This is a genomic window from Halopseudomonas xiamenensis (genome assembly GCF_014219065.1).
GTDB lineage: Bacteria > Pseudomonadota > Gammaproteobacteria > Pseudomonadales > Pseudomonadaceae > Halopseudomonas > Halopseudomonas xiamenensis.
In genome coordinates this window covers 151824-176972 of sequence record NZ_JACLGO010000005.1, presented here as the reverse complement: position 1 = coordinate 176972, position 25149 = coordinate 151824, and the positions used below count along the sequence as shown (strand labels likewise).

Sequence of the window (25149 nt, the reverse complement as noted above, 5' to 3'; positions counted from 1 at the left end):
AAGTGCCAGCTTAACTCACCGCTGAGCAAGGCGTTATGAACAGCAGGTAGAACTGTGATCAACCCACTACTCTCAAGATCAGCCGAACTGGAGAGTGCGCTTTTACAATTTATCTCACTGCCGCCTTACGATAGATCTGAAAGAATCGTATCCAGCAGAGTGATGTGCAGCATCACTTTTGAACACGCAGAAAGTGCAAAATTGCTAATAGCAACTGGGAATTTTACATCCGCCACAGGGCTGGTTCGACTTCAATATGAAGCTCTCACAAGAGCAATGTGGCTGCTTTACTCCGCATCTGACCATGCAATCTCAAAGCTCATGTGCGAGCTCACCAGCGAGTCTGCAGATAAAGCCAATAAATTGCCCATGCTTAGCGAAATGCTCAAAAGCTTGGAAGGCAAGGCACCTCAAGAAGCATTAGAAATGCTTCTTGAATTCAAGGAGTATTCTTGGAAACCCTTGAGCTCTTTCATTCACAGCGGCATTCATGCAATCAATCGCCACAGTAAAGGCTATCCCGCACCACTTTTAGTTCAGATGCTGAAAATATCTAATGGCGTTTCGGTAATGGTAGGCATGCTGCTCGTAATACTCTCTGGCGACCCTCGGCAAAGAGGAAAAATCCCTGCAATTCAAAAACAATATGAAGATTGCTTGCCAGAATATAAGCGTGGCTGCTCATAACAAATGCTTCAAGCCGTTCGCTTCGCTCACTCGGGACCGGCTAAAGCCGGCCCCTTAACCAAACGTTAGAGAATAATGAACCTAGACCATAGGCAAGTAAAAATTATTGCATCTCTCGTTGCCTTTATTGTGTGTGCTATTCTCATTGCGCAGCAAGAGGTAGACCCGATTCGAATGTTTGAGGTCGAGAGCGAAGACATCCGAGAGTATATTGCCATTCCAAAATCACGCATGATTAATCTTGAACGAACGGGAGAGGCCGAATGGATAAAAGAGTAATCGCTAAACTTTCTATTGGTTCGGTTTTGGTGCTATTTGGTGTCCTTATGCTTCACAAAGGAGTCACGGTCATGGATTTGGATCTTGAGTTTTTTGCTGAAAGCTTGGGCACTTGGACAGAGTTTACTACATATTTACTGCTAGGCTTTGTTTCTGGGTTCTTTGGCTTTTCACTGTTCTTTTCATCATTGACGCGGCTGAACAGTGAAAATCTCTAACAAACGGCAGCAGGCGGACAGCCTACACTACGCGGTTTTGTGTTACTCGCTGTCGCTCAAACATTAACACAAAACCGCTCCGTTACGGCTGCCGCTGTGCCGGGCGTTATGTGGGCGCTTCGATGGAGAATCCGTATGGCATTCAGCGAGTTTGAAGCAAAGAAAATTGAGCGTGCTGCTTCGGAGTTTCTGGAAGTCCGGCGTCCACCGGTCGCGATCCGTCCCGAGCTTGATATAGAAGTTCGGGTTACTGGCCAGAGCATACAAATTGTGGAGGTTCGCCCGCATTTCCGTGAACCATCAAAGAGCATTGAGTCGCCGGTTGCAAAAGCTACCTACGTCCAGAAATCTCAACGCTGGAAAATCTACTGGATGCGCAGCGATTTAAAGTGGCATGCGTACACGCCAGAACCTGAATCACGCTCCATCGAGGAATTTTTTGCTATCGTGAATGCTGACGAGAATGGCTGTTTCTTCGGGTAGCACATAATATTGGCGTTACGTTTCAAGGAGTGTAAATGACCATTGTTGAATTATTTAAAGATTGGCTAGTGCCAATTTTGAGTATTGTTTTGTCATTTGTGAGTGTTGGTCTTGCAATTTGGTTTGCATCTTCTGCCAAAAATGATGCGCAAAAGGCACAATTGGTACTTGATAACGTCAATACTGCAATTGAAGGCTGGCAGAAACAAATCATGGCTTCGACAGTTGGAATCTTGGATTCAATGCCACAGGTAATTGAAGGTAAAGCGGCGCTCGCCAAAATCGAGGCTGCGCAGTCGTTGACTAAAGGGATTCAAGACGCGATTCATCAAATTGCAACCAATCCGCAGCCAGGCGCTGCTGGGCATACTCAAGAAGAAGCTCTTAAAACTTTAACAAATCAGCTCAATTCATTATTGGCATCAATGGTTGGTACAAGTGCAGGCAAAACGTAACAAGGCCAGTCAGCAACGCTCCCGTTGGTCGCTGGACCTCAAACCCGCTGCGCGGCTTTTCGGCCGCTGCTGGCAGCGTTAAATACCAAAAGGAGTCCAGATGTATACCGGGTTTTGGATTGATAATAACTACATCTGGGGTCCAGAAGAATCCGGAAGGTTCTGGATTGGTGGCGGGTATATTTGGGGGCCATATAACTCTGGCAAGTGGTGGATTGATGATGGCTGGATCTGGGGGCCTACCGACAGCGGGAAATTTTGGATTGATGATGGTCACATATATGGCCCATCAAAAACGTTGCCTTGGTTAAGGAAATAGGCAGACACATGACAGAGTGGATTAATGTTCGGTCAACGGCTATTCGGCGCATTGGCTACGATGCCAGCACCATGCGAATGTACATAGATTTTGAGGATAGCGACCCTGTGTACACTTTTTGTCGGGTCCCAGAGAGAGTCTTTTGTGATTTTGTTAGGGCCCGCTCTATTGGCCAGTACTACCATCAACACATAAAGGATCGGTACGACTGTTGAGAGCAAGGGCATTTAACAATCGGCTGTTGTCGCCCCTTCGGGGCTGGGACGGCCTTTCCGCCGCTGCGCGGCTACAAGTCCGCCCCAAAGCCGGGCGTTAGAAGGACATCACATGGATTCATTGGTGCTAGTGGTTGAGCTAGTAAAAGCGCTCGCATGGCCTGTCACGGCAGTGGTACTCGCGCTTTTGTTCCGTGACCAGGTCGCCATGCTCCTTCGGAACATCAAGCGAGGAAAGATTGGATCGGCTGAGTTCGAGTTCGAGCGTGAGATGCAGGCTATTGAAGCACGCGTTCCAGATCTACCTTCATTGCCGCCGCCAGCTTCTGCTGCGAAGGACGCCACCGCCAATCCTCGTGGCACTGTGCTTGAAGCGTGGCTCAAGCTAGAAGATAAAGTTATCGATCTTGCTATGGAGCGAGGGCTCACTAACGCAACGGCTAGACGGTATGCTCCCGCGTCTTTACAGGCGGTCCGAAAATCTGGATTGCTTCCAGAGGCTCATCTAAGCCTACTCTCCGAACTACAGGAACTCAGAAACCGCGCCGCTCACGATCCGGACTTTTCACCTGATCCCGATGCCGTACTTTCATATGTCAGGCTAGCGGCCGACCTAGAGCATCAGCTAAATCAGATTTCAGGCACTAAGGCATAGGTATGTTGCGGCTACCTTCTAACAATCGGCTGTTGTCGCCCCTTCGGGGCTGGGACGGTCTTTTCGCCGCTAAGCGGCTACAAGCCCGCCCCAAAGCCGGGCGTTAGCACCACAAAGTGAGAGATCTAGTATTGGGGAAAGAGCTGAGAGAAAAAGGGTATATGTCATTTTCAAGTGACACAGCAGTGTCGATGATTGAAGTGGCACAGAAGATCGGAAAGATATTCAGGGTTCCGACGATGCCGTTGGTGCAGACACTGACACCAAGGCAAAAAGAGAATGAACTGAAAAACACATATAGTGGCAACTTTGGGCTTGACGATTTTCCTTTTCATACTGACTTGGCTCATTGGTACGTTCCACCAAGGTACCTCTTTCTAAGATGCATTGTCCCTGGGCCTGATGTGGCGACGAAACTTATCGATAGCAGAGATATATGTGGCGATATTGACGCTGATATTTTCAGCAGGTCTCACTTTAAGCCTAGGAAAAGATTGGATAAGGCGGCGAACCTGTTGAAAGTCAAGCAGGGTGAGATATTTCGCTGGGATTCGATTTTTATAGAGCCCGCAAATAGTAATGCAGAAATGCTAAAGTTGAAAATTCAAGATGCTATAAGTAACGCAAAATATATAAGCCTGAATCTTGATAGGAGCGGTCAGTGCTTACTCATAGATAATTGGCGGATACTCCACGGCAGAAGCGCTGTCAGCAAAAAGTCAATGGGTAGAAGAATAGAAAGAGTTTATTTTGACGAGGTGATGATTTGAACGCTACAAGAACAGCGCACGAATGGTCTAAAGACGCATTGTTTTCAAAATCTCAGCGATACATCGAAACGATGATGGAAAAGGAGCATTCGGATTGGGAGTTTGGGTTTTGGTCTGCGCTAACACTCGAGATTTTGGTTCGGGCAGCTATATCCAATATATCGCCCGCCTTGATTGCTGATGGAAAAGATTGGAATAATATTCTATACGCAGTTGGCACCGACCCCAATCAGCAAAAATTTACTCCTAAATCAGCAGACATTTCTGATCTACTAAAACGAGCTGAGACCCTATTTCCGGATTTTACGAGAGAGATGTTGAATTTCAGCATCGCTCATATAAGCAAAAGAAATAGCGAATTGCATTCTGGGGCGTTACCTTTTGATGGTGTAGGCTCTTCCTCTTGGCTTCCGATGTTTTACTCTGTATGCAAAGTTCTGGTGACATCAATTGGGGAAACATTAGAGAATTTACTAGGCAAAGATGCAGCAGAGGAAGCCGAGCATCATATTTCTGCTTTGCAAGATGAAAGTGCCAAGTCGGTTAAGGGAACTATTAATGCGCATAGAACGATCTGGAATGATAAATCTGACGAAGAAAGGGCCAGACTTTCAGAGCAAGCTGAATTGCTCTCAACAAGGCATCATGGGCACAGAGTTCAATGCCCAGCATGTAATAGTGTCGCTTTGATACAGGGGCGCTCAGTTGGCGCACCGAAAACCACAGTTGATGAAGACGGAATTATTGAGAAACAAACAATGCTTCCTGCAAACTTTGCCTGTAGTGCTTGTGGTCTAAAAATATCTGGCTATTCAAAGCTCGTGGCATGCGACTTAGGAAATACATATGTATCAACTAATCATTATGATGCCGTTGAGTATTTTGAGATTGACCTCGAAGAAGAAATGCGCAACATCATGTATGAAGACAACAATGAGCCGTTCTAAAGTGCTAACAAACGCAAGCACTCGGACAAACTTACGCTGCGCTCCAGTTTGCCGGTGTTGCGGACGTTATGTTTAGCAAAGGACAGGTTCCACAGGACAACATGCAGACTACCGACGGTGAATTGATTCGCCGGGCGCGGGCGGGTGACCGCCAGGCGTTTGGGGAACTGGTGCAGCTGCACCAGGGTCGGGTGTTCTCCTTCGTCCGTCGTCTGTGCGGCAACCCTGACAACGCGCTGGATCTGACCCAGGAGACTTTTATCAAAGCCTGGCAAGCGTTGCCGGGCTGGCGCCCGGATGCGCGTTTCACCACTTGGCTGCTACGCATCGCGCGCAATACCGCTATTGACGCCCTGCGCCGCGCCAGGCATGAACCCGACCCGTTGCCCGAGGATTACCTGCTCACCGACCCGGGGCCGACGCCCTCACGCCAGCTGCAAAACAGCCGGGACATCGCACAACTGGAAGCATTGCTGGCCCGGCTGCCTTTGGCCCAGCGTGAAGTACTGCTGCTGCGTGAACTGGAGGGCTTTTCCTATCAGGAAATGGCCTCCGCGCTGGACATCAGTGAAGGTACAGTGAAATCGCGCCTGGCCCGCGCCCGCACAGCAGTGCTGCAGGCACGCCGTGACACCACAGGAGAATCAGATGACTGAACATCCAGACATCACTCAACTATCCGCCCATCTGGACAACGAGCTGAGCAGTGCAGATATGGCGCAGACCAGCAGCCATCTGCTCAGTTGCCCGATCTGTCAGCGACAGTACCGGGATCTGCGCGAGCTGAGCCAGGATATGCACCAGTTGCCAATGCTCGAGTCCGGGCTGGATTTACCCATGTTGTTGAGGCAGTTGCCAGAGCGCCAGCCGGTTGCCAGACGGCAGCGCGGGCGACGCGCCCTGTCGGGAACGGCCGCAGCGGCCTCGTTATTGCTGGGATTGTTTATTGGCACTGCTCTGCATTCGTCGGTCGACATCAGGGAGCCGAGCTTCGCTGCGCTGGCCATCCTCGACAATACACCGCCGGGCGCCCTCTGCCGGCAACCCGAACTCTGCTACCTCCAGAGGAGCCCACGATGAATACCTCCAGCTTACGCCTGGCGCTGCTTGTATCCGTACTGTTCAACCTTGGAGTACTGGGCGCTCTGGGCTGGCAGCAGCTCGCTGACCGGACTTCTGCATCTGATACGCCGCTACTGGTACGCGAGCTACAGCTCGATGACGAGCAGCAGCAGCAATGGCAGGATATCGAAACGCTTTTCCTCAAGGAGCTGGAGCACTCCACGCTGGCCATTCAACAACAGCGCAACCGGTTGATCGACAGCATCTTCGCCCAGCAGTTGGATGCTGAACGGATCAGCGCAGCACAGCGCGCTCTGGCCGAACAACAGAACCAACAACAACAACTGGTCATCGAGCAATTATTACGTGAGCGCGAGATCCTCAACACGGCCCAGCGCCAGCGTCTGGCACAGCTGCTGAGCCAGCAATCATTACTGCCAACCGACGTGGAAATGCTGCATAACGAATAAATTCAGCGATAAATGGAACAAAACATGGGCTGGTTCGTTAGTAGATATGAAGACGGTCATCATAGGTGACCCCCAACACTGAAAAGGGAGATTCATATGTCCATCAATATTCCCCGTATTGCGGTTCCTTTTGCTCTGGCGACTGCCCTGCTGTTCTCCGGCGCCAGCCTGGCTGCCGATAGCACTGTCATGCATGACCACGACCACGGCGAGGCGCCCTTCGAGATGCGACTGAACAATGGCGAGAAGTGGGCTGTTGACGCTCCGCTGCGCCAAGCCATGGGCGATATAAGCGAGGCCATGCGCCAATCACTGCCTGCCATCCATGAAGACCGGTTACCGGCAGAGGACTATATGCCTCTGGCCAATCAGGTCAATGACGGTGTCGCCCATATGATCGCCAACTGTGAACTGCCACCCGAGGCTGATGCTCAGTTGCATATGGTTATCGCCCAGCTCATGGCGGGTTCGGAAAAAATGGCGGCCGGCGCCACGCCACGGGAAGGTGCGGTGCAGGTGCTCGGCGCGCTGGATGCCTATGATCAGTATTTTGACGACCCGGACTTTGTGTCTGTCATCCACTAGTCACGCCAATTCCTATTGATTGCATCCGGCGCGCGAACACGCGCCGGATTTTTTGCCTGTTGCTGGAGAATCAGTCAATTCTGACTAACAACGAAGCATGCCATGACCCAATCAGCCCAGAGGAGCAATCATGACCACCAATGCTGCCACCGGCCAGACGCAGATCGACACGGCGACCGGTGCCACCGATCTGAGCGCGTTCGAGCGTCATAGTTACAGCGGCGATCAGGATGAACAAATGGCTTTTGAGCGTCTGGTCAGGCTGTGCAAGGGGGTAGCCAGCCACCTGCGTGCCGAAGGGCCGGGCGTTGTTGCAGTTATCGCGGATCATGTGTGCTGGGTCTCGCTGCTATTCACAGCAGCGGAACCACTGGTATCCGCGCTGGGCAAAGAACTGGCGCAGACCGAATTCACCTATGCGTTTTTCCCATCACATACTGATGTGAATCACACCGGGTTTCGAGGAGACCATTTCGTTTAAGTCAGGCTGCGATAGCCTGACCACTGTGCTGCTGGTAGAAGTTTGCCTCAGCTTCTGCCGGCGGTATATATCCAATCGATCCCGGCAAGCGGCGGTGGTTGTACCAGTGAACCCATTCCAGCGTGGCGATCTCAACGGCTTCGCGGTTCTTCCAGGATTGTCGGTGAATCAGCTCCGCCTTGTACAATCCGTTGATGGTTTCTGCTAAAGCATTATCGTAACTATCACCTTTGCTACCTACAGAGGGCTCTATTCCGGCGTCGGCGAGACGCTCCGTATACCGGATAGAGACGTATTGGCTGCCGCGGTCGCTATGGTGAATCAGACTCCCTTCACGCTCCGGCTGACGGGCATACAGAGCTTGCTCCAGCGCATCCAGAACAAACTCTGTTCTCATATTGTTGCTCACACGCCAGCCAACGATCCGGCGGGCGAAAACGTCAATGACAAACGCCACATACAGCCAGCCTTGCCATGTGGAAACGTAGGTGAAATCTGATACCCACAGCTGGTTTGGGCGGTCTGCATGGAATTGGCGATGGACTCTGTCCAGCGGGCATACCACTTTCCCATCAGGCACCGTTGTACGAATGACCTGGCCGCGTCGAACGCCCTGTAGCCCAAGTCGGCGCATCAACCGTTGTACAGTGCATCGTGCCGTATAAATGCCTTCCCGCCTGAGCTGCTTCCACACCTTCACGATACCGTAGCACTGCATGTTGTCATCCCAGACGCGCTGGATTTCATCACACAACAGCTCATCTCGCGTGGCACGGGCACTCCGGCGCTCTGGGTGTCGTGACTGGGCTGCACGATGGTAGTAACCAGACGGAGCAATCTGTATCACTCGACAGATCGACTCGACTCCGTAACGGTCACGGTACTCATCGACGAAGGCGTTCAGAACTTGTTGCGGCGGTCGAGCTCCGCCTGGGCAAAATACGCGCTGGCTAAACGAAGAATCTCATTCGCCTTGCGCAGCTCGTGATTCTCCCGTTCCAACGCTTTTATGCGCTCCCGCTCCTCCGTCGTATGGCCGGGACGGTGTCCGCTATCCGTCTGGTGCTTGCGTACCCAGCCGTGCAGCGTCTGTGGTACACAGCCGATCTTGGGCGCAATGGATTCGATCGCAGCCCATTCGGATGGGTAGTCTTTCAGGTTCTCCAGAACCATGCGTACGGCACGTTCACGGACTTCAGGGGAATAGCTGTTGGATTTTTTCATGCCTCATTCTCTCAAGAGTTGAGGTCTCCATGAAACCCGGTGTAATTCAGGGTCATTACATTGGCGCGTTGGACCAACCTTTCGGAAACCACCTTTCTCATGCGGCCGACGCACCCGGAGGCGGATTACTCGGTGCGTATCTTTACTCCGGGCGGCGAGTTGCCGTTTGCCGGGCATCCGACGTTGGGTTCTTGTCATGCCTGGGTTTCGGCAAGCGGGGTTCCCATCAACCCGGATCGTTTCGTGCAGCAATGTGGTGTGGGTCTGGTGAGTATCAGAAGAGACGAGGGGCGGCTTGAGTTTGCGGCGCCACCACTGATACGGTCAGGTCCCATCGATGATATTGCCCTTGCACAGATTGCCAGTGCGCTGGGTTTATCGGTGTCCGACATAGTGCATCATCAATGGGTCGACAATGGCCCGGGGTGGTGCGCTGTGATGCTCGATTCGGCTGAGAAAGTGCTTTCGATCAAGCCTAACTGGGTGGCGCTTTCCTCATTCAACCTTGGTGTTGTTGGCCCCTACCATGCCGGTTGCGAAACCGCGGTCGAGGTTCGGGCATTTGTAGGCAGTGAGGGCTGTGAGGACCCGGTAACCGGCAGTTTGAACGCGAGCCTGGCACAATGGCTCATAGCTGCTGGCCTGCTGCGCTCGCCCTATATTGCCTCCCAGGGCACGGCCCTGCAGCGTGCTGGGCGCGTGTATCTGCGCCAGTCAGCCGGCGACATCTGGGTAGGGGGCGAAGTTGTTGATGTTATCAAGGGCGAAATCAGTATCTGAATACTGCAGCCCGAACTTTCGTTATGCATCTGGGGAAAACAATGCTCGAACCCGTAGTACAGGAAGAAACCACTGGATGCGGGATCGCGGCGGTCGCCAATATTCTGGGCAAAACATACGCAGAGATGAAGGCCGTAGCCAACGCCATGGGTATCCATGCTGCGGACAAGTCGCTGTGGTCGGATACGCAATATGTCCGGCGCATGTTGTCGAGCGCGGGCGTCCAGACTTCCGCTGATGAGCTGCCTTTCGAGTCCTGGGATGCATTGCCTGATGTGGCGCTATTATCCATCAAGCACCATCAGGAAGAGGGCAGGAACTTCTGGCACTGGGTTGTCTTCAAGCGTATTGATGGTCGCCCCCTTGTTCTGGATTCGGCGAGCTATTTGCCTTCCAATATTCGTGAGGATTTTCACGCTATGCAGCCCAAGTGGTTCATTGAAGTCAAGAGTGCATAGCAAGGCGCGCGGCGTTAACACCACACTGCTTAATCGCACGGGAAACCCAGAATGAAGCTACTGTTGGTAGGGGCAAGCGGCCTGGTCGGTAGTCATGTGCTGCAACGGGCGCTGGCCGATGAGCGTATCAGTGAGGTAGTGGCACCTGTTCGTCGCGCGTTGGCGGAGCATCCGAAACTGTTCGCGCCCTTGGTTGATTTCGATCAGCTTCCGGCTGACGCCCCCTGGTGGCAGGCCGATGCGGTGATATGTACCCTCGGCACCACCATGAAGCTGGCCGGGTCCAGGGAGGCCTTCAGGCGGGTGGACCACGACTATCCGCTGGCGGTAGCAAAACCGGCCAGGCAGCATGGCACTCCGACCTATGTCCTCAACTCCGCAACAAGGGCCGATGCGGCATCGCGTTTTTTCTACAACCGGGTCAAAGGGGAGTTGGAGCGGGATCTGGCTGCTTGTGGGTTCTCCTCGCTCACCTTGGTGAGGCCGGGCTTGATCAGCGGCCCACGTCAGGCGTTTCGGCTGGGAGAGCGGGTGGCGGAAGGGATATTGAAAACCCTTGGTCCACTTCTGCCCCGGAGCTGGCGCATCAACCCGGCTGATAATATTGCCCAGGCCCTGTTGGAAGCAGCCATTGCCGCGCAGCCGGGTGTGCATGTCGTCAGATCAGATATGTTGGTTTGAGCTGGGCAGGGTAGATTGAAGACCTAGCATCATCACAGTGGAGCGCAGAAGTGACAGCACTCAGATACCTGAGCGGTTACAGCCAGGACCTGCGGAATCGGGTGCAGCAGTTGATCGACACGAACAAGCTTCGTCCCTGGCTTGAGCAGCGTTACCCGCCAAAAGCCCCGCACCTGATCCAGACCGACGCCGCACTGTACGACTACACCCAGCAGCTCAAGCAGCAGTACATGCGTAGCAGCGACCCGGTCAGCAAAGTGTATTTTGATACTCGCATGCACGTCATCGACAATGCCTTGGGCCAGCACCAGTTTGTCAGCCGCGTGCAGGGCAGCAAGCTCAAGCGCAAGAACGAAATCAAGGTCTCCGCCATCTTCAAAACCCTACCCGAACCTCTGTTGCGCATGGTCGTAGTGCATGAACTGGCACACCTGCGCGAGAAGGAGCACAACAAGGCTTTCTACCAGCTGTGCCAGCATATGGAGCCGGACTATCATCAGTTGGAGCTGGATTTGCGGTTGTTTCTGACCTTGGGAGGATAGATCGCCATGAATACCCAGGACCCCCGTAGTGCCAAACGGCCCGCACCTGACCGGGAACTGGTCGATATCGCCGAGTATGTCGTCAGGCATGCCATCGATAGCACAGAAGCGTATGAGACCGCGCGTTACTGTCTGTTGGACAGCCTGGCCTGTGGCATTCTGGCTTTGCGGTATCCGGCATGTACCAAGTTGCTCGGCCCGGTGGTCGAAGGCGCGGAGATGCCGAACGGGGTAAGGATTCCTGGTACCCATTACCAGCTCGAGCCGGTCCAGGCTGCCTGGAATATCGGCGCCATGATTCGCTGGTTGGATTTCAACGATACCTGGCTGGCCGCTGAGTGGGGGCATCCATCCGATAACCTGGGCGCAATCCTGGCGGTGGCGGATTACCTTTCCCGCAAGGCTGTGCTTCAGGGTAAAGCGCCGCTGAAGATGCGCGATGTTCTTACCGGCATGATCAAGGCCCATGAGATTCAGGGCGTTATTGCGCTGGAAAATGCCTTCAACCGGGTTGGCCTGGATCATGTGATGCTGGTGCGCATCGCTTCTGCCGCTGTATGCGCTGCTTTGCTCGGCGGGACTGAAGAAGAGGTTCTCGGCGCTGTTTCCCACGCCTGGATTGATGGCTCGGCGCTGCGAGTCTACCGTCATGCACCGCAGGCGGGACCTCGCAAGAGCTGGGCAGCCGGGGACGCATCCAGCCGGGGGCTGCGACTGGCCCTGATTTCCCTCAAGGGTGAGATCGGCTATCCGGCGGCGTTGTCGGCCCCGGTCTGGGGGTTCCAGGATGTGTTGTTCCAGGGCAACAAGCTGCGGTTCACGCAGGGCTACGGCAGTTACGTGATGGAGAACATCCTGTTCAAGATTGCCTTTCCAGCCGAATTTCATGCTCAAACCGCCGTTGAGTGTGCCTTGGCCTTGTATCCCGAGGTGCATGGCCGGCTCGATCTGGTTGACCGAATCAAGGTCGAAACCCAGGAAGCCGGCATGCGCATCATCAACAAGACCGGGCCGCTGGACAACCCGGCCGACCGGGATCACTGCCTGCAATACATGATTGCCATTCCGTTGATTTACGGAGACCTGACGGTGAAGCACTATGAGGACGCCGTGGCCGTCGATCCGCGCATCGATGCACTGCGCAGCAAGATGGAGGTGGTTGAGAACGTTGCCTTCAGCAGGGACTACCTTGATCCCGCCAAACGTTCCATCGGCAATGCCATCCAGGTCTTTTTCAAGGACGGCACCAGCACCGAGCGTGTCGCGGTGGAATATCCGATTGGCCACCGCCGCCGCCGGGCAGAGGGTATCCCGCTGTTACTGGAAAAGTTCGAGACGGCCGTGGCCGGCCATTTCGGGCCCAAGCAGGCGGCGGCGATCCTGGCCGCCTGTGATGGTCAGCAGGTGCTGGAAGATATGCCGGTGAACGAGTTCATGGATCTTTGGCATCTGTGACCAGGTTTGAGGGCGCTCAACTCCATACGCGTCAACCTGCAAAGCAACGAGTTCGGCAAACCCGCCATCGGCTACAGTGGTCGCGGGTTTTTGCTGTTCAGGGGAATGGATATGCAGGTGCCGTTTATCGGGTTGCGGGTGGTGGTTCCGCCGGAGTGGATTGATGTGAATGGGCATATGAATGCCACTCGCTATGGTCTGGCGGTGTATGACGCTCAGGTCAATCTGACCGAGGAAATCGGTATGGGTGAGTCCTATGTGCGCAAATATGCCTGCGGCAAGGCAGTATTGGAGAGCCACATGATCTATGAGCGGGAGGTGGCGCTGGGCGATGAGCTGGAGATTCGCTCGTGGCTGCTGGCAGTGGATGCCAAGCGCTTGCACTTCTGCCATGAGGTGTTCAATCTGTCGAGCAATGTGCGGGCGGCTATTTCCGAGCAGGTGGATATCCATATCGATCTGCAGAAACGCCGGTCGTCCGAACTTCCGCCTTGTCTGCTGGCGCAGTTGCAACAGCGGGTCAGGGCCAACCTGCAGTTGCCGTTGCCAGACAAGCTCGGCAGTACCCTCCGTCCGCCGAAAAATACCTGGTTGTAGTACCCGGGTACGTCGGGGCGGCTAAGCTGGCCCCTGGCCTGCAGCACTGGAGGAATGTCCATGAACACAGATCCGTTCCAGCTCTCGCGTTTCACCGAGGCGCAGGAAACCTCCTACGCCACCGCTCTGGCCGAACTCCGTGCTGGCAGGAAGAGAACGCACTGGATCTGGTTTGTATTTCCTCAGCTCAGGGGGCTTGGGAGCAGCGCTAATGCTGAACGGTATGGCCTGACCGGCTTGGCTGAGGCGCGTGCCTATCTTGGTCATCCGGTCCTGGGCCCCCGGCTTCGTGAAGTGACAGCAGCGATGCTGGTGCATCAGGCCGGGGATGCTGGCTCAGTGCTGGGCGAAATCGATGCCCTGAAGTTCCGCTCCTGCCTTACCCTGTTCTCGCTTGCAGATCCGTCCGAGCAGATTTTTCGTGCCGCACTTGACGCCTTCTTTGCTGGGGAGTGTGATAGGCGGACGCTCGCATTGCTGGAGAAACGAAGCAACCTGTGAGCCGTGACTCTGATGCCGTTGGATGACTACGGCTTCAGCCAGCGGTTCGGCTGGGTCAGCGACCGTTTTGGCGTATCGTGGCAGTTGAATCTGGCTGCGCCCCGCTAATGAACTTCCCCAGCTGCTGTTACACAGCGGGGGAAGCTCAGCACCTTTCTGAAGGCGTTCAGGGGGTGGAATAGTTCGCTGATTGGCCGAAGAAAGCCGGCAATGTGCCTACTTCCGTCGGCGTCAGACCCGCTGTGGTAAGTGCTGCGGCCCAGGCGGTATTGACCTGGACCAGGGTCAGCTCTTCGGCAGACAGACTGATATGCGCTTCCGTATTGCTGGCGTCAAAGATGATTATCTTGTTCTGCCCAGCAGTCGGTGTCCACTTGGCCCATTCGGGTTGCGCCTCGCTGTAGCTGCCGTTGGGGTCTCCGTCACGGGCGAAATCCGCCAGGTAGTTCATCATCGACTCCTGCAGGGCGACTCGGCCGGGTTCGTTCTGCTCGGTGAAGGGCAATTCGAACAGGCCCTCGCCTGCACCGAAGAAGAACGAGATATCCGCTGCGTGGCCCGCGCCATAGATGAAGTTGAAGGGCGATGGGCCGGACTGGGTGCCCCAACGGAAATCGTAGGCGTAGGTGGCTGGCTGATGTTCGCTGATCAGGCGGGCCAACTGATCCACGTATTTGGCTCGCCAGGCACGGCTGCCGTGGTAGCCGGTGAGTTCGTAGGTATCCTTGTCCTTCTCGGTGGGCAGGACATCGTCCAGGGTCTGGTTGCCTTCAAAGGCGACATCCAGCAGATCCAGCCAGGTCTTGTCCGGCGGTGAGGGTATGTCAGGCAGTGCGCCTTTCACCGCCGCACCGTATAGCGGCATGAATGACTTCTGTTCATACTCGTTGGCGCCCAGGATCAGTGGCACGTTGTTGAAATCACCACTGGTAAAGCTGGGAATCCAGCCACCGCTGGGAATTACCGTGCCATCCTCGATGGCGCCATAGGCGCTCAGCGAGCTGTAGTTGAAGACCGCCTGGTACAGGTCTCTGCCTTCGGCTGCACGCAGGTATTCGCCCAACGTGCCGGCCGCCTCCATGTCTTCACGCATCTGCGTGGCCTGGTCGGCTGTTATGGGGGAGTCTGGTGTTTTGCGGTCTTCCAGCAGACGGATCAGCCATTCGATATGGCTGTTGGTCGAGTTGCGTGCCGAGGCGGGGCTGCGGGTGTTCATCGAGCCACTCTGCGACATGGCGCGGTGGAAGAGCCCGCTCGCTTCCGGTGAGACCATCAGGTTGAGTACGTTGTGTGCGCCGGCGGATTCGCCGGTGATGGTGACGTTATTCGGATCACCACCGAAGTCGGCAATATTGGCCTGCACCCATTCCAGTGCACGAATGGTGTCCAGGGTGCCGAAGTTGCCGGAGTCGGAGAGCGGATCGGCGCCGCCGGTCTGCACATCCGGGTGGAAGAACCAGCCCAGCGGGCCCAGGCGGTACTGTACGACCACGACGATCACGTCCGAATGCGTGGCCAGGGCGCTGCCGTCATACTGTCTGGCAGTGCCGAAGTTGTTCGAACCACCGTGAATCCAGACGTACACGGGCAGGGCCTCATCCTGGAAACCGCTGCGGTTGGGGCGATAGATATCCACCGTCAGGCAGTCCTCGTCACCGACCATGTTCGAGGTGCGTTGCCATTGGGTAGTGGTTTCTGCCTGCACGCATTCGGGACCACGCTCGCGGGCATCCAGGGTGCCGCTCCAGTCCTGCGGCGGCAGCGGTGCGTGCCAGCGTAGTTCATCGACCGGCGGTTGGGCGTAGGGAATGCCATGCCAGACCAGCACATCCTCCGTGGCCAAGCCGACAATCTCGCCATTGCCGAGGGTCAATTGCGCGCGATCGCTGGGTTTGCTGGAGGAGCCTCCTCCACCGCCAAGACAGCCGGCCAGTAGCAATGAACCCGTTGCCAGGGCGACAGCGGTAACCAGAAGATGACGTTGCGGTGAAGTGGAGCGGGCCTTACTAGTTGCGCGACGATACATCGAGCTTCTCCTGAGTATTATTTTTATCAGAGGACAGAAGGCAAGACAGTCCTTTTGGCTTCGATAAGCCAAAAATCACCCTAGATGCGAATGATTGTTCATGTCGCAAAATAAGCCAGGGATATATAGCGACTGGTTGATCGGCTATTTTGACTTGCCGAACTCAGGAAGATGCCAGTGCAGTGCGACAGAAATCTGAGGGCTGCGAGCTATTACACGCCCCGCTCATTATTCCAGATCAGCACATGCAGCTGTGGCAGTATCCGGGGCCGATACCAGCGGTCGGTAGTTACCCGTTCCACCAGCCAGCGCAGTTGGCTATTGAGCGCCGCCAGGTCGGTTTCCCGTTCCGGCTGCTCGGGCGTGGCCGGGGCGGTATTGCAGGGCTGCAGGTACAGGGGCAGTTGCGGGTAGCCGTCCGCCAGGGCTTTTGCCCATTGATAATCCGTTTCGTCGGCTATCACCAGCTTGAGGCTGACCTGGGTAGCGACTCCGGCAGCGGCCAGGCAGGCGTCGAAACGCTCCCGGCGAAAAGGCATGCCCGAGGAGGGCGGCTTGGGACTGAGGGTAAGGTGGTCGAGCTGCCCGAACCAGGTCTGCGCCCGGCTGCCCTGGGTTTCCATGGCGAAGCTGTGGCCCTGCTGGTGGCCGAGCTGCAGCAACGGGTCGAGTGGCTGCAGCGCCGGATTGCCGCCGGAGAGTGTCACCAGTATCGGGGTGCCGCCGCTCAGCCGGTTTACCTCGGCCATGATCGCCGCGGCGGACATGCTCTGCCAGTCGGCCCGAAAGCGTGGTTCCACGGCGTACAGGGTGTCGCACCAGCTGCAGCGAAAGTCGCAGCCGCCGGTGCGTACGAACACCGTAGGCATGCCAATCAATGCACCCTCGCCCTGGATGGTGGGGCCGAAGATCTCGCTGATGGCGATCATGGGCGGTACTCTGCCCAGGTCTTAGGCGTCTCCGATACCGATACTGCGCTTACCTCGGGCCAGCGCTGCCGGGCCCATTCATACAGGTGCCTGGCCAGCCGTTCGGCGGTGGTGCATTCGTCGCCGAGTACCTCGTTGAGGTGGCGGTGATCCAGCTCGGCGTCGATGTATTCCTTGAATGCCTTGAGCTCCAGGTAGTCGCGGACGAAGCCGTACTGGTCCAGCTCCTCACTCTGCAATTCGATTTCCACCACGTAGTTGTGGCCGTGCAGGCGGGCGCAGGGGTGCCAGTCGGGCATCTGCTTGAGCTGGTGGGAGGCGGAAAAGTGAAACTCTTTCCTTATGGTGTACATGCGTTGACCCTCGCCACGGCTTCGCGCCAGTACTGTTGGTCCTGGTAGGGCGTGGGATCGGCCATGCCGGCCAGGGCCATGGCCTCGATGCGCTCGACGCAGGTGCCGCAACGACCGCAGTGGATCTCGCCGCCTTCGTAGCAGGACCAGGTGTCGGCCACCGGCACCGCGAAGCGCGCCGCATCGCGGGCGATCTCGGTCTTGTCGGCATCGACGTAGGGGGCCAGCAGGGCCACGTCAGCCACGCCCTCCAGCGCCCTGGCCTGCATCTGGCCGAACAGGCGGATGAAGTCGGGGCGGCAGTCGGGATAGATGAAGTGATCGCCACCATGTACCGCCAGCGCCACGCTGTCGAAACCACGGGCGGCGGCCACGCCGAAGGCAATGGTGAGCATGATGGCGTTGCGGTTGGGCACCACCGTCAGCTTCATGCTCTCTTCGCTGTAATGGCCGTGAGGCACGGCGATATCGTCGGTCAGGGCCGAGCCGGATAGCTGGCGACCGATGGTGCTGATGTCCATGACCAGGTGTGGCACGGCGAGCTGTTCGGCGCTGCGCTTGGCGGCGTCGATTTCCTTGCGGTGGCGCTGACCGTAGTCGAAGGTCAGCAGGGCGCCGAGGGAGTGCTCCGCCGCCAGCCGGTAGGCCAGGGTCACGGAGTCGAATCCGCCGGAGCAGATCAGTAAGGCATTCATGGGGTGTCCTTGTTTTGTCCGGGTAGGCTGCGACCGGGTGAAGCGGAGGCCATTGTAACGGGCGGATCGGTCCTGTCCAGCGCCATCCATCCATATTCTCATTCGCTGGATAGGGAGCTGTCCGCCTGGTGGGTATGCAGGGCCTTATCGGCCCTGCAGGTAGGCGGCTACCGCGCTGATGTCGCTGTCGCCCAGCATCCGCGCGACACCGATCATCGGCGAGTCGTTCTGTTGTGGGTCGGTTTGCTGGAATCGCTTCAGTGCCATCTCGATATACTGCGCGGGCTGGCCGGCCAGTCGCGGCATGTCCCTGACGCCCTGGGCCTCATTGCCGTGGCAGACGGAGCAGTGCCGTTCGTACAGGGGTTCGCCGGCGGCAGCCAGGGCAGGGGCGTGACCCTGGCGCGGGTTGGCGGTCTGCTGGCTGTAATAGACGGCGATATCGATGCGCTCGCTCAGTGACAGTGCCTTGGCCAGGGTCGACATGACGTGATCCTCACGCCGACCATCGCCAAACTTCTCGAATTGCTCGAACAGATACTGTGGATGCTGGGCGGCCAGATTGGGGATGTAGTCGCGCTTGCTGTTACCATCTTCACCATGGCAGTAACCGCAGAAGCGGATGCGTTCATGCCCGGCAGCATAGCTGGCCTGCCGCCTGCTCTCATCCGCCATGATGGCGTCGAGCTGCAGCATGGCGTCGTCCGTGGGACTGGCCTGTACGAGCGGGGCGGTGCCCAGGGCCAGGAGCAGCGCCAGGCTGTTGAAGAGGTTACTACGAGTCATGGGCTTCCTGCCGAGAGAAAAATGGCAAGTATAAGCGCAGCGCTCAGCCTAGACTTGAGCTGGATCAACAAAGCTACGGGTCGGGGTGTGACACTGGCGGCGCAGAGGCTATAGACACCAACGGGAGAGTCCGGTCATGCTCATCACCATCGCACGCTACAGCCTGCCCTACGAGGCGCATATCGCCAGATCCCGGCTGGATGCCGAAGGGATTCCGGCGTTCGTGGCCGATGAGCACACCATCAATATGCAATGGCTGTTGTCTGATGCGTTGGGGGGCGTGCGGTTACAGGTGCCGCAGGCGCATGTCGATAAGGCGCTGGCAGTCCTGGCCGAGGATCGCGAACAGGATCTGCTGGAGGAGCAGGGAGTGGACGCAGTGGTGTGTCCACATTGCGGCAGCGAGGATACGGAGTACCAGCAGATCGGGCGGCGCTGGGCATTTCTGGTATTCATCGGTCTGGACTTTCCGCTGTTCCCGGTGCGGGATGGGATCAGGTGCAGGCAGTGCGGGCAGGTTTCTGTGATGAAATGAAGGATTCTGATGTCGGTGGCAACTCTGCCGGGCTGATCAAGCAGCGCTTTGATCCGAAAACCATGGCCCGGCTGGAGTCGCTGGCAAGGTTACTCAAAACTTGAATCTGACACCGGTGGTTACAATGGTGATGTCATCGTATTTCAGATCATAGGAAGTACGACCGCTGTAGGTGGACCAGCTCTTGCGCTCGAAGCTGTGGATCTTCGCGCCGGCATAGACATCAAGCATTGGCTTCGGGCTCCAGACATAGCCTGCCCCCACCACAGTGCCCACATCGCCCACCTTGTTCCTGTCTTTGGTTACACCCCAGTGAATATCAAACGCATGTTGACGGCTGGGGCGATAGCCCAGTTTCACGTAACGGAACTTGGCCAGCTCCGAGCGGTTATGCGTAAGGTTGGCGGTCTTGGACGCTTCACTCTGCTTCTCTACGCGGTTTACCGCGGCGAAGGTGATGTTGATCCCGTTATCGGCAAGCCAGGAGATAGAACCACCATAGTTGCTTACATCGGGATCACGGGGCGCATTCGGACCTTCCATGTCTCTTTTCGCATGGGAATAGCCCACCCGAATCAGCGCCCTGCCACCCGGTGTGCGCAGGCCTGATCTGGCGCCGATTTCGTAGATGTCGTCGCTGCTCGCATCGTCAACACCTTTGCCGACGCTCGCTGACAGCGTGACTGGCCCAATACGAGGGCTGTCATACCGGATCCGGTCGTGACGGCCTTCGAAGTTGAAGTCGCGAATGCTGCCGATGATGGATACCTTGTTCGGATTGCTGTCCGGTTCCGGTGGCTCGATGCTGGTGATATCGCCGGCGCGGTTGGTGCTGGTGACCAGCGATTTTCTGGTTTCGTTGAAATACAGCCCGCCACCGATCAGCGCAGGATGGCGAAAGCTGATGACCCCGGTACCCGAGTAATCGGCCCTGCCGGCTCCGTAGGCGGCACCTTCTCCACGGCCGACGGTGATTTTGCCAAAGGGGGAGTCGACAAAGCCTTCGGTGACACGTTGCACCAGTTCACCGGAAATACTTTTGTCTCTGGGCGATACGTCTACCGAAGAGTCTTCGTAAAAGCCGCGTTCAACATTGGCGCCTGCGGTCCAGCCCTCAAGGAGTTTCTGCGTTGCTCTGAGGTGGATTTGGGTAGGACTGTTTCTGTTGTCGACGTGGTAATACTCTGAACGCGAACCGAGGCCACGGCTGTTTTCACTGTATCCGTCGTCAACATGCATGAACGCACGGTTTATTTGACCGCCGACCTTGATTTCGAGTGCCATCGCCGGCATGACCGACAATGCCGACAGGCAGGCGATGCTCGAGATGAGCCCCGTTTTCGACAGTTTCATATTCCCTCCGGTTTTTTATTTTTGGCGTTGCAGCTTCAGGCGAACGCATGGGGAAAGAGGCTTTCCTGGGGCAATTTATCGGCTAGTATAGGTGGTTATGTAAATTCGAAACATTGGATAGATATATGCGTTTTCTGCATGTATTTTGGAGAATTGTTTGAATATCAAGAAGTTGAAGTGCTTCAGGGCGGTGGTGGTGCATGGCTCGCTGGTCGCTGCGGCCTCGGTCATGAATCTGAGTCAGCCCGCCACCAGCCGATTGATCTCCACCCTGGAGGACGAGCTGAAACTGAAGCTGTTCAAGCGCGAGAAGCGGCGTTTGGTACTCACGCCCGAGGGTAAGGAGTTCTATCGAGAGACGGAAAAGATACTCTCCAACCTGGAGGACCTGCCACGCATTGTGCGTGAGATCAAGGAGGGCGGCACGCGCACCCTGCGCATCGTGGCGCTGGCCAGGTTGGCCAACAGTCTGGTGTCACCGGCGCTGGCGCGCTTTGTGAAGGAGCATCCCGACCAGCGCTTCAGTGTGGATGTCCGCGGGCACCGGGACATTGAACAATGGGTCGCCGGCCGGCACTACGATATCGCCGTGGCGCTGACCAAGCCCTGTAATCATCCCGCCGTCATCCAGCGGCCGTTTTTCGATACCGATGCGATGGCGATGATCCCCAGGGGCCATCCGCTGGAGGCGGCCGACGCAGTCTCTGCCCAACAGCTGGCAGAACACGACATCATCGCGCTGGCGTCGGGGTTGCGGCCCCGCCTGCAAATGGAGGAGATCTTTCAGGCGGCCGGTGTGGAGCTCAACTGCAAGATCGAAACGACCTCCAGCGTGCTGGCCTGCCAGATGGTCGCCGAAGGGTTGGGCGTGACCATCATCGACCGACTGACCGCACTGGCGGTCGACACGTCGCGGTTCTGCCTGCGGCCCCTGGCGCCGCGCTATCGCCTGCAGTTCGTCTTGCTGTTCCCGCCGGGGTTTGAAGAGACGCCAGCGACGACCAGTCTGGTGCGTTGCCTGCGGGATGAAGTGGTGGCTGCGCTGGGCGATCACGCGACGATGACCGGCGGCGCGTGAGGCGTCCTCATCAATTCATGCGTTAATTGCATATGACTATCGACTATATGCAATTTTAAAAATTATAACTCGTCCCTACACTTGGCTCATTGCTTGATCTTCCAATAATTACAACAGGAGGAGAAATGAGGATCATCCACCCACGCCGGGTTGGTATCGGCCTGACGAGTTTGCTCGCTGCCTGGGCGCTGTCGATGTCCGTTCATGCGGATGCCCGCAGCGATTCGCTGGTCGTGGCGCTGGCCATGCCGCTGACGACCGTCGACCGGCTCTATTCCGTACAGCGCGAAGGGCTGGTTCTGGCCCAGTTGACCGACGACGGTCTGTTTCATGTGGATCCCGATACCCTGGAATTCGTCCCGCTGGCTGCCGCCTCCTACGAGTGGGTTGGCGAAACACGTCTGGATGTCGTGCTGCGTGACGATGTGAAGTTTCACGACGGCAGCCCGCTGACCGCCGACGATGTGGTCTACACCTTTGATTGGGTGCTGGACCGCGACTCGGGTACCAGCCGCGGCCCGGTTATCCGTGGCTGGCTGGATCGGGTCGAGAAGATCGGCGAGCACCGCGTATCCTTCCATCTCAAGGTGCCTTACCCGATGGCGCTGCGCGACATGGCCGTGAGCGTGCCGTTGCGCAAGCAGGGTACCTATGCTCACACCGGCATCCGGGCAGTCGAGCAGCAGCTCAACGGCATCGGCCCTTACCGGGTCACCGGCTTTCGCGCTGGACGCGAGATCGAGCTGACCCGTTTCGAGGATTACTATCAGGCCAGCCCCAAGGCCAATCCGGCAATCAAGTACATGCGTTTCCGGGTCATTCCCGATCAGGGTACGCAGCAGGCGGAGCTGCTCAGCGGCGGTATCGATCTGATGCTGGACGTACCGCCGGATGTCGCGGATAACGTGCGTCATCTGCCGAACGTCGAGCGCCTGGAAGGGGATGATATTCGCATCGGCTACATCACCCTGGATGCTGCCGGCTACTCTGATCCCAATACGCCGTTCAAGGACGTGCGGGTGCGCCGCGCACTCAATCATGCGATCAACCGTCAGGCCATTACCCAGTATCTGGTGCGCGGCAGTGCCCAGGCTCTGGACTTCGCCTGCCATCCGCTGCAGTTCGGCTGCGAAGGTACTGGCCCGGTTTATGCCTACGACCCGGGCAAGGCCCGCGCGTTGTTGACGGAAGCCGGTTATCCGAATGGCTTCAGCTTCGATCTGTGGGCCTACCGTGACAAGGTCATGGGTGAGGCCATCGTCAACGATCTTCGGGTCGTGGGCATCAATGCGAACCTGCGCTACGTGAAGTTGAACGTGTTCTCCAAGGTCCGTAACGACCGCGACATGTCGGCCTTCTTCGCCTCCTATGGCGGCGGCGGCACCGCTGATGCGTCAGCGATCACCGGCGTGCACTTCGTGGCCAATACCCCACGTAACTATTCCGGCGACGAAGAGCTGGCCGCAACCGTGCTGGCCGCCGAGCGCACCATCGATCCCGAGCGACGTCTTGAACTCTACCGTCAGGCCCTGGATCGCATTGCTGATCAGGCCTACTGGGTACCGATGTTCTCCTACAGCCAGAATTTCCTGCTGGCGCCCGGCCTCGACCTGTCGGTCCCCAGAGACGGTGTTCCCCGTCTCTGGCAGGCCCGTTGGAGTAATTGATTATGGCGAGTTATATCCTTCGCAGGGGCCTGCTGGCTCTGCTGGTAGCGCTGGTGGTGTCCTTCGGTACCTTCGCGCTGTTCTATTTCGCTACCGATCCGGCACAGACGATCGCCGGTGAGGACGCCCCGCCGGAAATGGTGGAGGAAATCCGCCAGGAGTACGGCTTCGACCGTCCGGTGTCGGTGCAGTATGTGGCCTGGCTGGGTGGCGTGTTCCAGGGTGATTTCGGTGAAAGTTACTTCTGGAAGCAGCCGGTCGGCGAGCTGATCCGCGAGCATGCGGGGGTGACCATCATTCTGGCACTGTCCTCGCTGATGGTGACCATTCTGATCGCGCTGCCGCTGGGGATTGGTGCGGCGCTCAAGCCTAATAGCTGGGTGGACCGGTTCGCGCTCTCGACGGCGGTCTCGGCCCAGGCCATTCCCAATTTCTGGCTGGGCCTGATGGTCATCATCCTGCTCGCGGTGATGTTCCCCATCTTCCCAGTGTCGGGTGATGCGACCTGGCGCCATTACGTGTTGCCGGCCCTGGTGTTGGGCGCCAGCTCGGTGCCGGCGGTCATGCGCCTGACCCGTACCGGTCTGCTCGAAGTGCTGGGCGCAGACTACATCCGCACTGCCCGGGCCAAGGGCTTCATGGGCTATCAACTGATCTTCCGCCAGGCGCTGCGCAACGCGCTGTTGCCGGTGGTCAGCGTGCTCGCGGTACAGCTTGGCCATAAGCTGGGCGGGTCGGTGGTGACCGAGTCGGTGTTCAGTATGAATGGGCTCGGCCGCCTGGCCGTGGAATCGATTTTCAACTCGGATATTCCGACAGTGCAGTCGTTGATTCTGATCTTTGTACTGACTTTTGTACTGCTCACGCTGGCGGCTGATCTGATCAACGCCTGGCTTGACCCACGGATCCGGATGGGGTGAATGATGACGACTGACACAGTAAAGAATCCGCGTTTCGTGGCCGAGTCGCAGACCGACGGCGAACAGGTCGATACCGGTCTGGGCCTGAGCCCGGCAAAAGCGGCGTTAAAGCGCGCACGTGGCCACACCGGGCTGAAGATCGGTTTCGGCATCATTCTGTTGATGGTCTTCCTGGCGCTGTTCGCACCCTGGCTGGCGCCGCATGACCCCTATGTACAGAACCTGCCGATGCGCCTGCTGCCGCCGGCCTGGGTCGACGGCGGCGAGTGGCGTTACCTGCTCGGTACCGACCACCTGGGCCGCGACTACCTGAGCCGGATCATCTACGGCGCCCGTATTTCCCTGGCCATCGGCATCGGTGCGGCCACCGTGGGCGCCATCATCGGCGTGACACTCGGCCTGCTGGCCGGTTACTTCGGCGGCTGGCTGGATCAGGCGGTCAACTTTCTGGTGACCTGCCAGCTGGCTATTCCCAGCCTGCTGCTGATCATGGCGCTGGTATTTGTGATCGGCCAATCGATCACCGTGGTGATCTTCGTGATCGGCGCCACGCACTGGGTGTTCTATCTGGTGGTGACGCGCTCGGCGACGCTGCGGTTGCGCGAGATGGACTTCGTTGCTGCTGCGCGGTCGATGGGCTGCAGTCGCTTTCAGGTGGCGGTGCGCGAGGTGCTGCCGAATTTGTCCAACCAGATCATGGTGATCTTTACCCTGGAAGTGGCTATCGCGATTCTGAGCGAAGCGACCCTGTCCTTCCTCGGACTGGGCATTCCCTCGCCGATGCCGTCCTGGGGCCTGATGATCGCCGAGGGGAAGACCTCGATGTTCTTCCAGCCCTGGCTGGTGGTGCTGCCCGGCCTGGCGCTGTTCATGCTGGTGATTGCAGTCAATTTGCTCGGTGATGGCGTGCGCGACGTCACTGTCACGGACCGGAGAAGCTGAT

The 25149-nt window shown here is 57.1% G+C and carries 33 protein-coding genes, 1 pseudogene and 1 other annotated feature; of the genes and pseudogenes, 27 read left to right on the top strand and 7 right to left on the bottom strand.

All coding sequences use genetic code 11. From position 1 onward, the window contains the following. Positions 1–54: 54 nt before the first annotated feature. From H6X51_RS05335 to H6X51_RS05270, 14 genes are all read left to right on the top strand, one after another. Complete coding sequence (locus H6X51_RS05335) at positions 55–687, top strand: DUF6988 family protein (protein ID WP_221627227.1); 633 nt, start codon at positions 55–57, stop codon at positions 685–687. Between the two features lie 263 nt (positions 688–950). Continuing rightward, positions 951–1184, top strand: coding sequence for a hypothetical protein (locus tag H6X51_RS05330; RefSeq protein ID WP_185266476.1), 234 nt, complete (start codon positions 951–953; stop codon positions 1182–1184). A 135-nt stretch (positions 1185–1319) separates the two neighbouring features. Next, entirely contained in the window at positions 1320–1667 is a 348-nt protein-coding gene (locus H6X51_RS05325; protein WP_185266475.1) for a DUF3024 domain-containing protein, read from the top strand. 35 nt (positions 1668–1702) lie between these two features. Next, positions 1703–2122: a hypothetical protein gene (locus H6X51_RS05320; protein ID WP_185266474.1), complete on the top strand. Its 420-nt coding sequence runs from the start codon at positions 1703–1705 to the stop codon at positions 2120–2122. A 100-nt stretch (positions 2123–2222) separates the two neighbouring features. Further along, on the top strand, positions 2223–2441 hold the full coding sequence (locus H6X51_RS05315; protein WP_185266473.1) for a hypothetical protein: 219 nt from the start codon (positions 2223–2225) through the stop codon (positions 2439–2441). 8 nt (positions 2442–2449) lie between these two features. Beyond that, on the top strand, positions 2450–2656 hold the full coding sequence (locus H6X51_RS20410) for a KTSC domain-containing protein (RefSeq protein WP_185266472.1): 207 nt from the start codon (positions 2450–2452) through the stop codon (positions 2654–2656). A 112-nt stretch (positions 2657–2768) separates the two neighbouring features. Then, positions 2769–3311, top strand: coding sequence for a hypothetical protein (locus H6X51_RS05305; protein WP_185266471.1), 543 nt, complete (start codon positions 2769–2771; stop codon positions 3309–3311). 116 nt (positions 3312–3427) lie between these two features. Further along, on the top strand, positions 3428–4081 hold the full coding sequence (locus H6X51_RS20305; RefSeq protein ID WP_185266470.1) for a Fe(II)-2OG oxygenase family protein: 654 nt from the start codon (positions 3428–3430) through the stop codon (positions 4079–4081). Further along, positions 4078–5028: a hypothetical protein gene (locus tag H6X51_RS05295; protein ID WP_185266469.1), complete on the top strand. Its 951-nt coding sequence runs from the start codon at positions 4078–4080 to the stop codon at positions 5026–5028. Before H6X51_RS20305 ends, H6X51_RS05295 begins: the two co-directional genes overlap by 4 nt. Before the next feature lie 101 nt (positions 5029–5129). After that, complete coding sequence (locus H6X51_RS05290) at positions 5130–5684, top strand: RNA polymerase sigma factor (RefSeq protein ID WP_185266468.1); 555 nt, start codon at positions 5130–5132, stop codon at positions 5682–5684. Beyond that, positions 5677–6108: an anti-sigma factor family protein gene (locus H6X51_RS05285; RefSeq protein ID WP_185266467.1), complete on the top strand. Its 432-nt coding sequence runs from the start codon at positions 5677–5679 to the stop codon at positions 6106–6108. Before H6X51_RS05290 ends, H6X51_RS05285 begins: the two co-directional genes overlap by 8 nt. Beyond that, positions 6105–6560 (top strand): periplasmic heavy metal sensor, encoded by a 456-nt coding sequence (locus H6X51_RS05280; protein WP_185266466.1) that lies wholly within the window; start codon positions 6105–6107, stop codon positions 6558–6560. Before H6X51_RS05285 ends, H6X51_RS05280 begins: the two co-directional genes overlap by 4 nt. Positions 6561–6656: 96 nt before the next feature. Continuing rightward, entirely contained in the window at positions 6657–7145 is a 489-nt protein-coding gene (locus tag H6X51_RS05275) for a hypothetical protein (protein WP_185266465.1), read from the top strand. A gap of 130 nt (positions 7146–7275) precedes the next feature. Beyond that, positions 7276–7626, top strand: a complete 351-nt coding sequence (locus H6X51_RS05270; RefSeq protein WP_185266464.1) for a hypothetical protein — start codon at positions 7276–7278, stop codon at positions 7624–7626. Position 7627: 1 nt separating this feature from the next. On the opposite strand, the gene H6X51_RS05265 is transcribed toward H6X51_RS05270, so the two are convergent. Continuing rightward, positions 7628–8850, bottom strand: a protein-coding gene (locus tag H6X51_RS05265; protein ID WP_185266463.1) for an IS3 family transposase whose coding sequence is annotated in 2 segments (ribosomal slippage) — positions 7628–8565 and positions 8565–8850 — 1224 coding nt in all. Because the reading frame shifts where the segments join, the coding sequence is not laid out codon by codon here. Further along, positions 8456–8572, bottom strand: a sequence feature (AL1L pseudoknot). Its footprint overlaps the gene before it by 117 nt. A gap of 60 nt (positions 8851–8910) precedes the next feature. Here H6X51_RS05265 and H6X51_RS05260 point away from each other — a divergent pair. The 8 genes and pseudogenes from H6X51_RS05260 to H6X51_RS05225 form a co-directional block, all read left to right on the top strand. Continuing rightward, the gene (locus tag H6X51_RS05260; protein ID WP_235991240.1) at positions 8911–9630 is read left to right on the top strand and encodes a PhzF family phenazine biosynthesis protein; all 720 of its coding nucleotides are present in this window, start codon (positions 8911–8913) and stop codon (positions 9628–9630) included. Positions 9631–9671: 41 nt separating this feature from the next. Then, a complete protein-coding gene (locus tag H6X51_RS05255) occupies positions 9672–10088 on the top strand; it encodes a hypothetical protein (RefSeq protein ID WP_185266462.1) in 417 nt (138 codons plus the stop codon). 51 nt (positions 10089–10139) lie between these two features. Then, entirely contained in the window at positions 10140–10769 is a 630-nt protein-coding gene (locus tag H6X51_RS05250) for a Rossmann-fold NAD(P)-binding domain-containing protein (RefSeq protein ID WP_185266461.1), read from the top strand. A 50-nt stretch (positions 10770–10819) separates the two neighbouring features. After that, positions 10820–11311 carry a M48 metallopeptidase family protein gene (locus tag H6X51_RS05245; protein WP_185266460.1) on the top strand — a complete coding sequence of 164 codons (492 nt, stop codon included), beginning with the start codon at positions 10820–10822 and terminating at the stop codon, positions 11309–11311. Positions 11312–11317: 6 nt separating this feature from the next. Further along, positions 11318–12766 carry a bifunctional 2-methylcitrate dehydratase/aconitate hydratase gene (locus tag H6X51_RS05240; RefSeq protein ID WP_185266459.1) on the top strand — a complete coding sequence of 483 codons (1449 nt, stop codon included), beginning with the start codon at positions 11318–11320 and terminating at the stop codon, positions 12764–12766. 111 nt (positions 12767–12877) lie between these two features. Further along, the gene (locus H6X51_RS05235; protein ID WP_185266458.1) at positions 12878–13363 is read left to right on the top strand and encodes a thioesterase family protein; all 486 of its coding nucleotides are present in this window, start codon (positions 12878–12880) and stop codon (positions 13361–13363) included. 60 nt (positions 13364–13423) lie between these two features. Next, the gene (locus tag H6X51_RS05230; RefSeq protein ID WP_185266457.1) at positions 13424–13864 is read left to right on the top strand and encodes a DUF1810 domain-containing protein; all 441 of its coding nucleotides are present in this window, start codon (positions 13424–13426) and stop codon (positions 13862–13864) included. Between the two features lie 9 nt (positions 13865–13873). Beyond that, a pseudogene (locus H6X51_RS05225) lies at positions 13874–13972 on the top strand (VOC family protein); the annotation flags it as partial. Between the two features lie 58 nt (positions 13973–14030). Here the strand turns inward: H6X51_RS05225 and H6X51_RS05220 are convergent. The 5 genes from H6X51_RS05220 to H6X51_RS05200 form a co-directional block, all read right to left on the bottom strand. Next, the gene (locus H6X51_RS05220; RefSeq protein ID WP_185266456.1) at positions 14031–15890 is read right to left on the bottom strand and encodes a carboxylesterase/lipase family protein; all 1860 of its coding nucleotides are present in this window, start codon (positions 15888–15890) and stop codon (positions 14031–14033) included. A 212-nt stretch (positions 15891–16102) separates the two neighbouring features. Next, entirely contained in the window at positions 16103–16819 is a 717-nt protein-coding gene (queE, locus tag H6X51_RS05215; protein ID WP_185266455.1) for a 7-carboxy-7-deazaguanine synthase QueE, read from the bottom strand. Then, a complete protein-coding gene (queD, locus tag H6X51_RS05210) occupies positions 16816–17172 on the bottom strand; it encodes a 6-carboxytetrahydropterin synthase QueD (RefSeq protein WP_185266454.1) in 357 nt (118 codons plus the stop codon). Before queD ends, queE begins: the two co-directional genes overlap by 4 nt. Beyond that, entirely contained in the window at positions 17160–17957 is a 798-nt protein-coding gene (gene queC, locus H6X51_RS05205; RefSeq protein ID WP_185266453.1) for a 7-cyano-7-deazaguanine synthase QueC, read from the bottom strand. The genes queD and queC overlap by 13 nt, the downstream gene beginning before the upstream one ends. Positions 17958–18011: 54 nt before the next feature. Further along, positions 18012–18653, bottom strand: coding sequence for a c-type cytochrome (locus tag H6X51_RS05200; protein WP_185266452.1), 642 nt, complete (start codon positions 18651–18653; stop codon positions 18012–18014). Between the two features lie 136 nt (positions 18654–18789). Here H6X51_RS05200 and H6X51_RS05195 point away from each other — a divergent pair, with 136 nt between their 5' ends. Then, positions 18790–19188 carry a putative signal transducing protein gene (locus H6X51_RS05195; RefSeq protein WP_185266451.1) on the top strand — a complete coding sequence of 133 codons (399 nt, stop codon included), beginning with the start codon at positions 18790–18792 and terminating at the stop codon, positions 19186–19188. Positions 19189–19281: 93 nt separating this feature from the next. Here the strand turns inward: H6X51_RS05195 and H6X51_RS05190 are convergent, their stop codons facing one another. Continuing rightward, positions 19282–20541, bottom strand: a complete 1260-nt coding sequence (locus H6X51_RS05190; RefSeq protein ID WP_185266450.1) for a porin — start codon at positions 20539–20541, stop codon at positions 19282–19284. Between the two features lie 157 nt (positions 20542–20698). Between H6X51_RS05190 and H6X51_RS05185 the strand changes: the two genes are divergently transcribed. From H6X51_RS05185 to H6X51_RS05170, 4 genes are all read left to right on the top strand, one after another. Next, positions 20699–21619 (top strand): LysR substrate-binding domain-containing protein, encoded by a 921-nt coding sequence (locus H6X51_RS05185; protein ID WP_185266449.1) that lies wholly within the window; start codon positions 20699–20701, stop codon positions 21617–21619. Positions 21620–21744: 125 nt separating this feature from the next. Then, on the top strand, positions 21745–23286 hold the full coding sequence (locus H6X51_RS05180; RefSeq protein WP_185266448.1) for an ABC transporter substrate-binding protein: 1542 nt from the start codon (positions 21745–21747) through the stop codon (positions 23284–23286). A gap of 2 nt (positions 23287–23288) precedes the next feature. Beyond that, positions 23289–24206: an ABC transporter permease gene (locus H6X51_RS05175; RefSeq protein ID WP_185266447.1), complete on the top strand. Its 918-nt coding sequence runs from the start codon at positions 23289–23291 to the stop codon at positions 24204–24206. Next, positions 24207–25148, top strand: coding sequence for an ABC transporter permease (locus H6X51_RS05170; protein WP_221627225.1), 942 nt, complete (start codon positions 24207–24209; stop codon positions 25146–25148). Position 25149 lies beyond the last annotated feature (1 nt).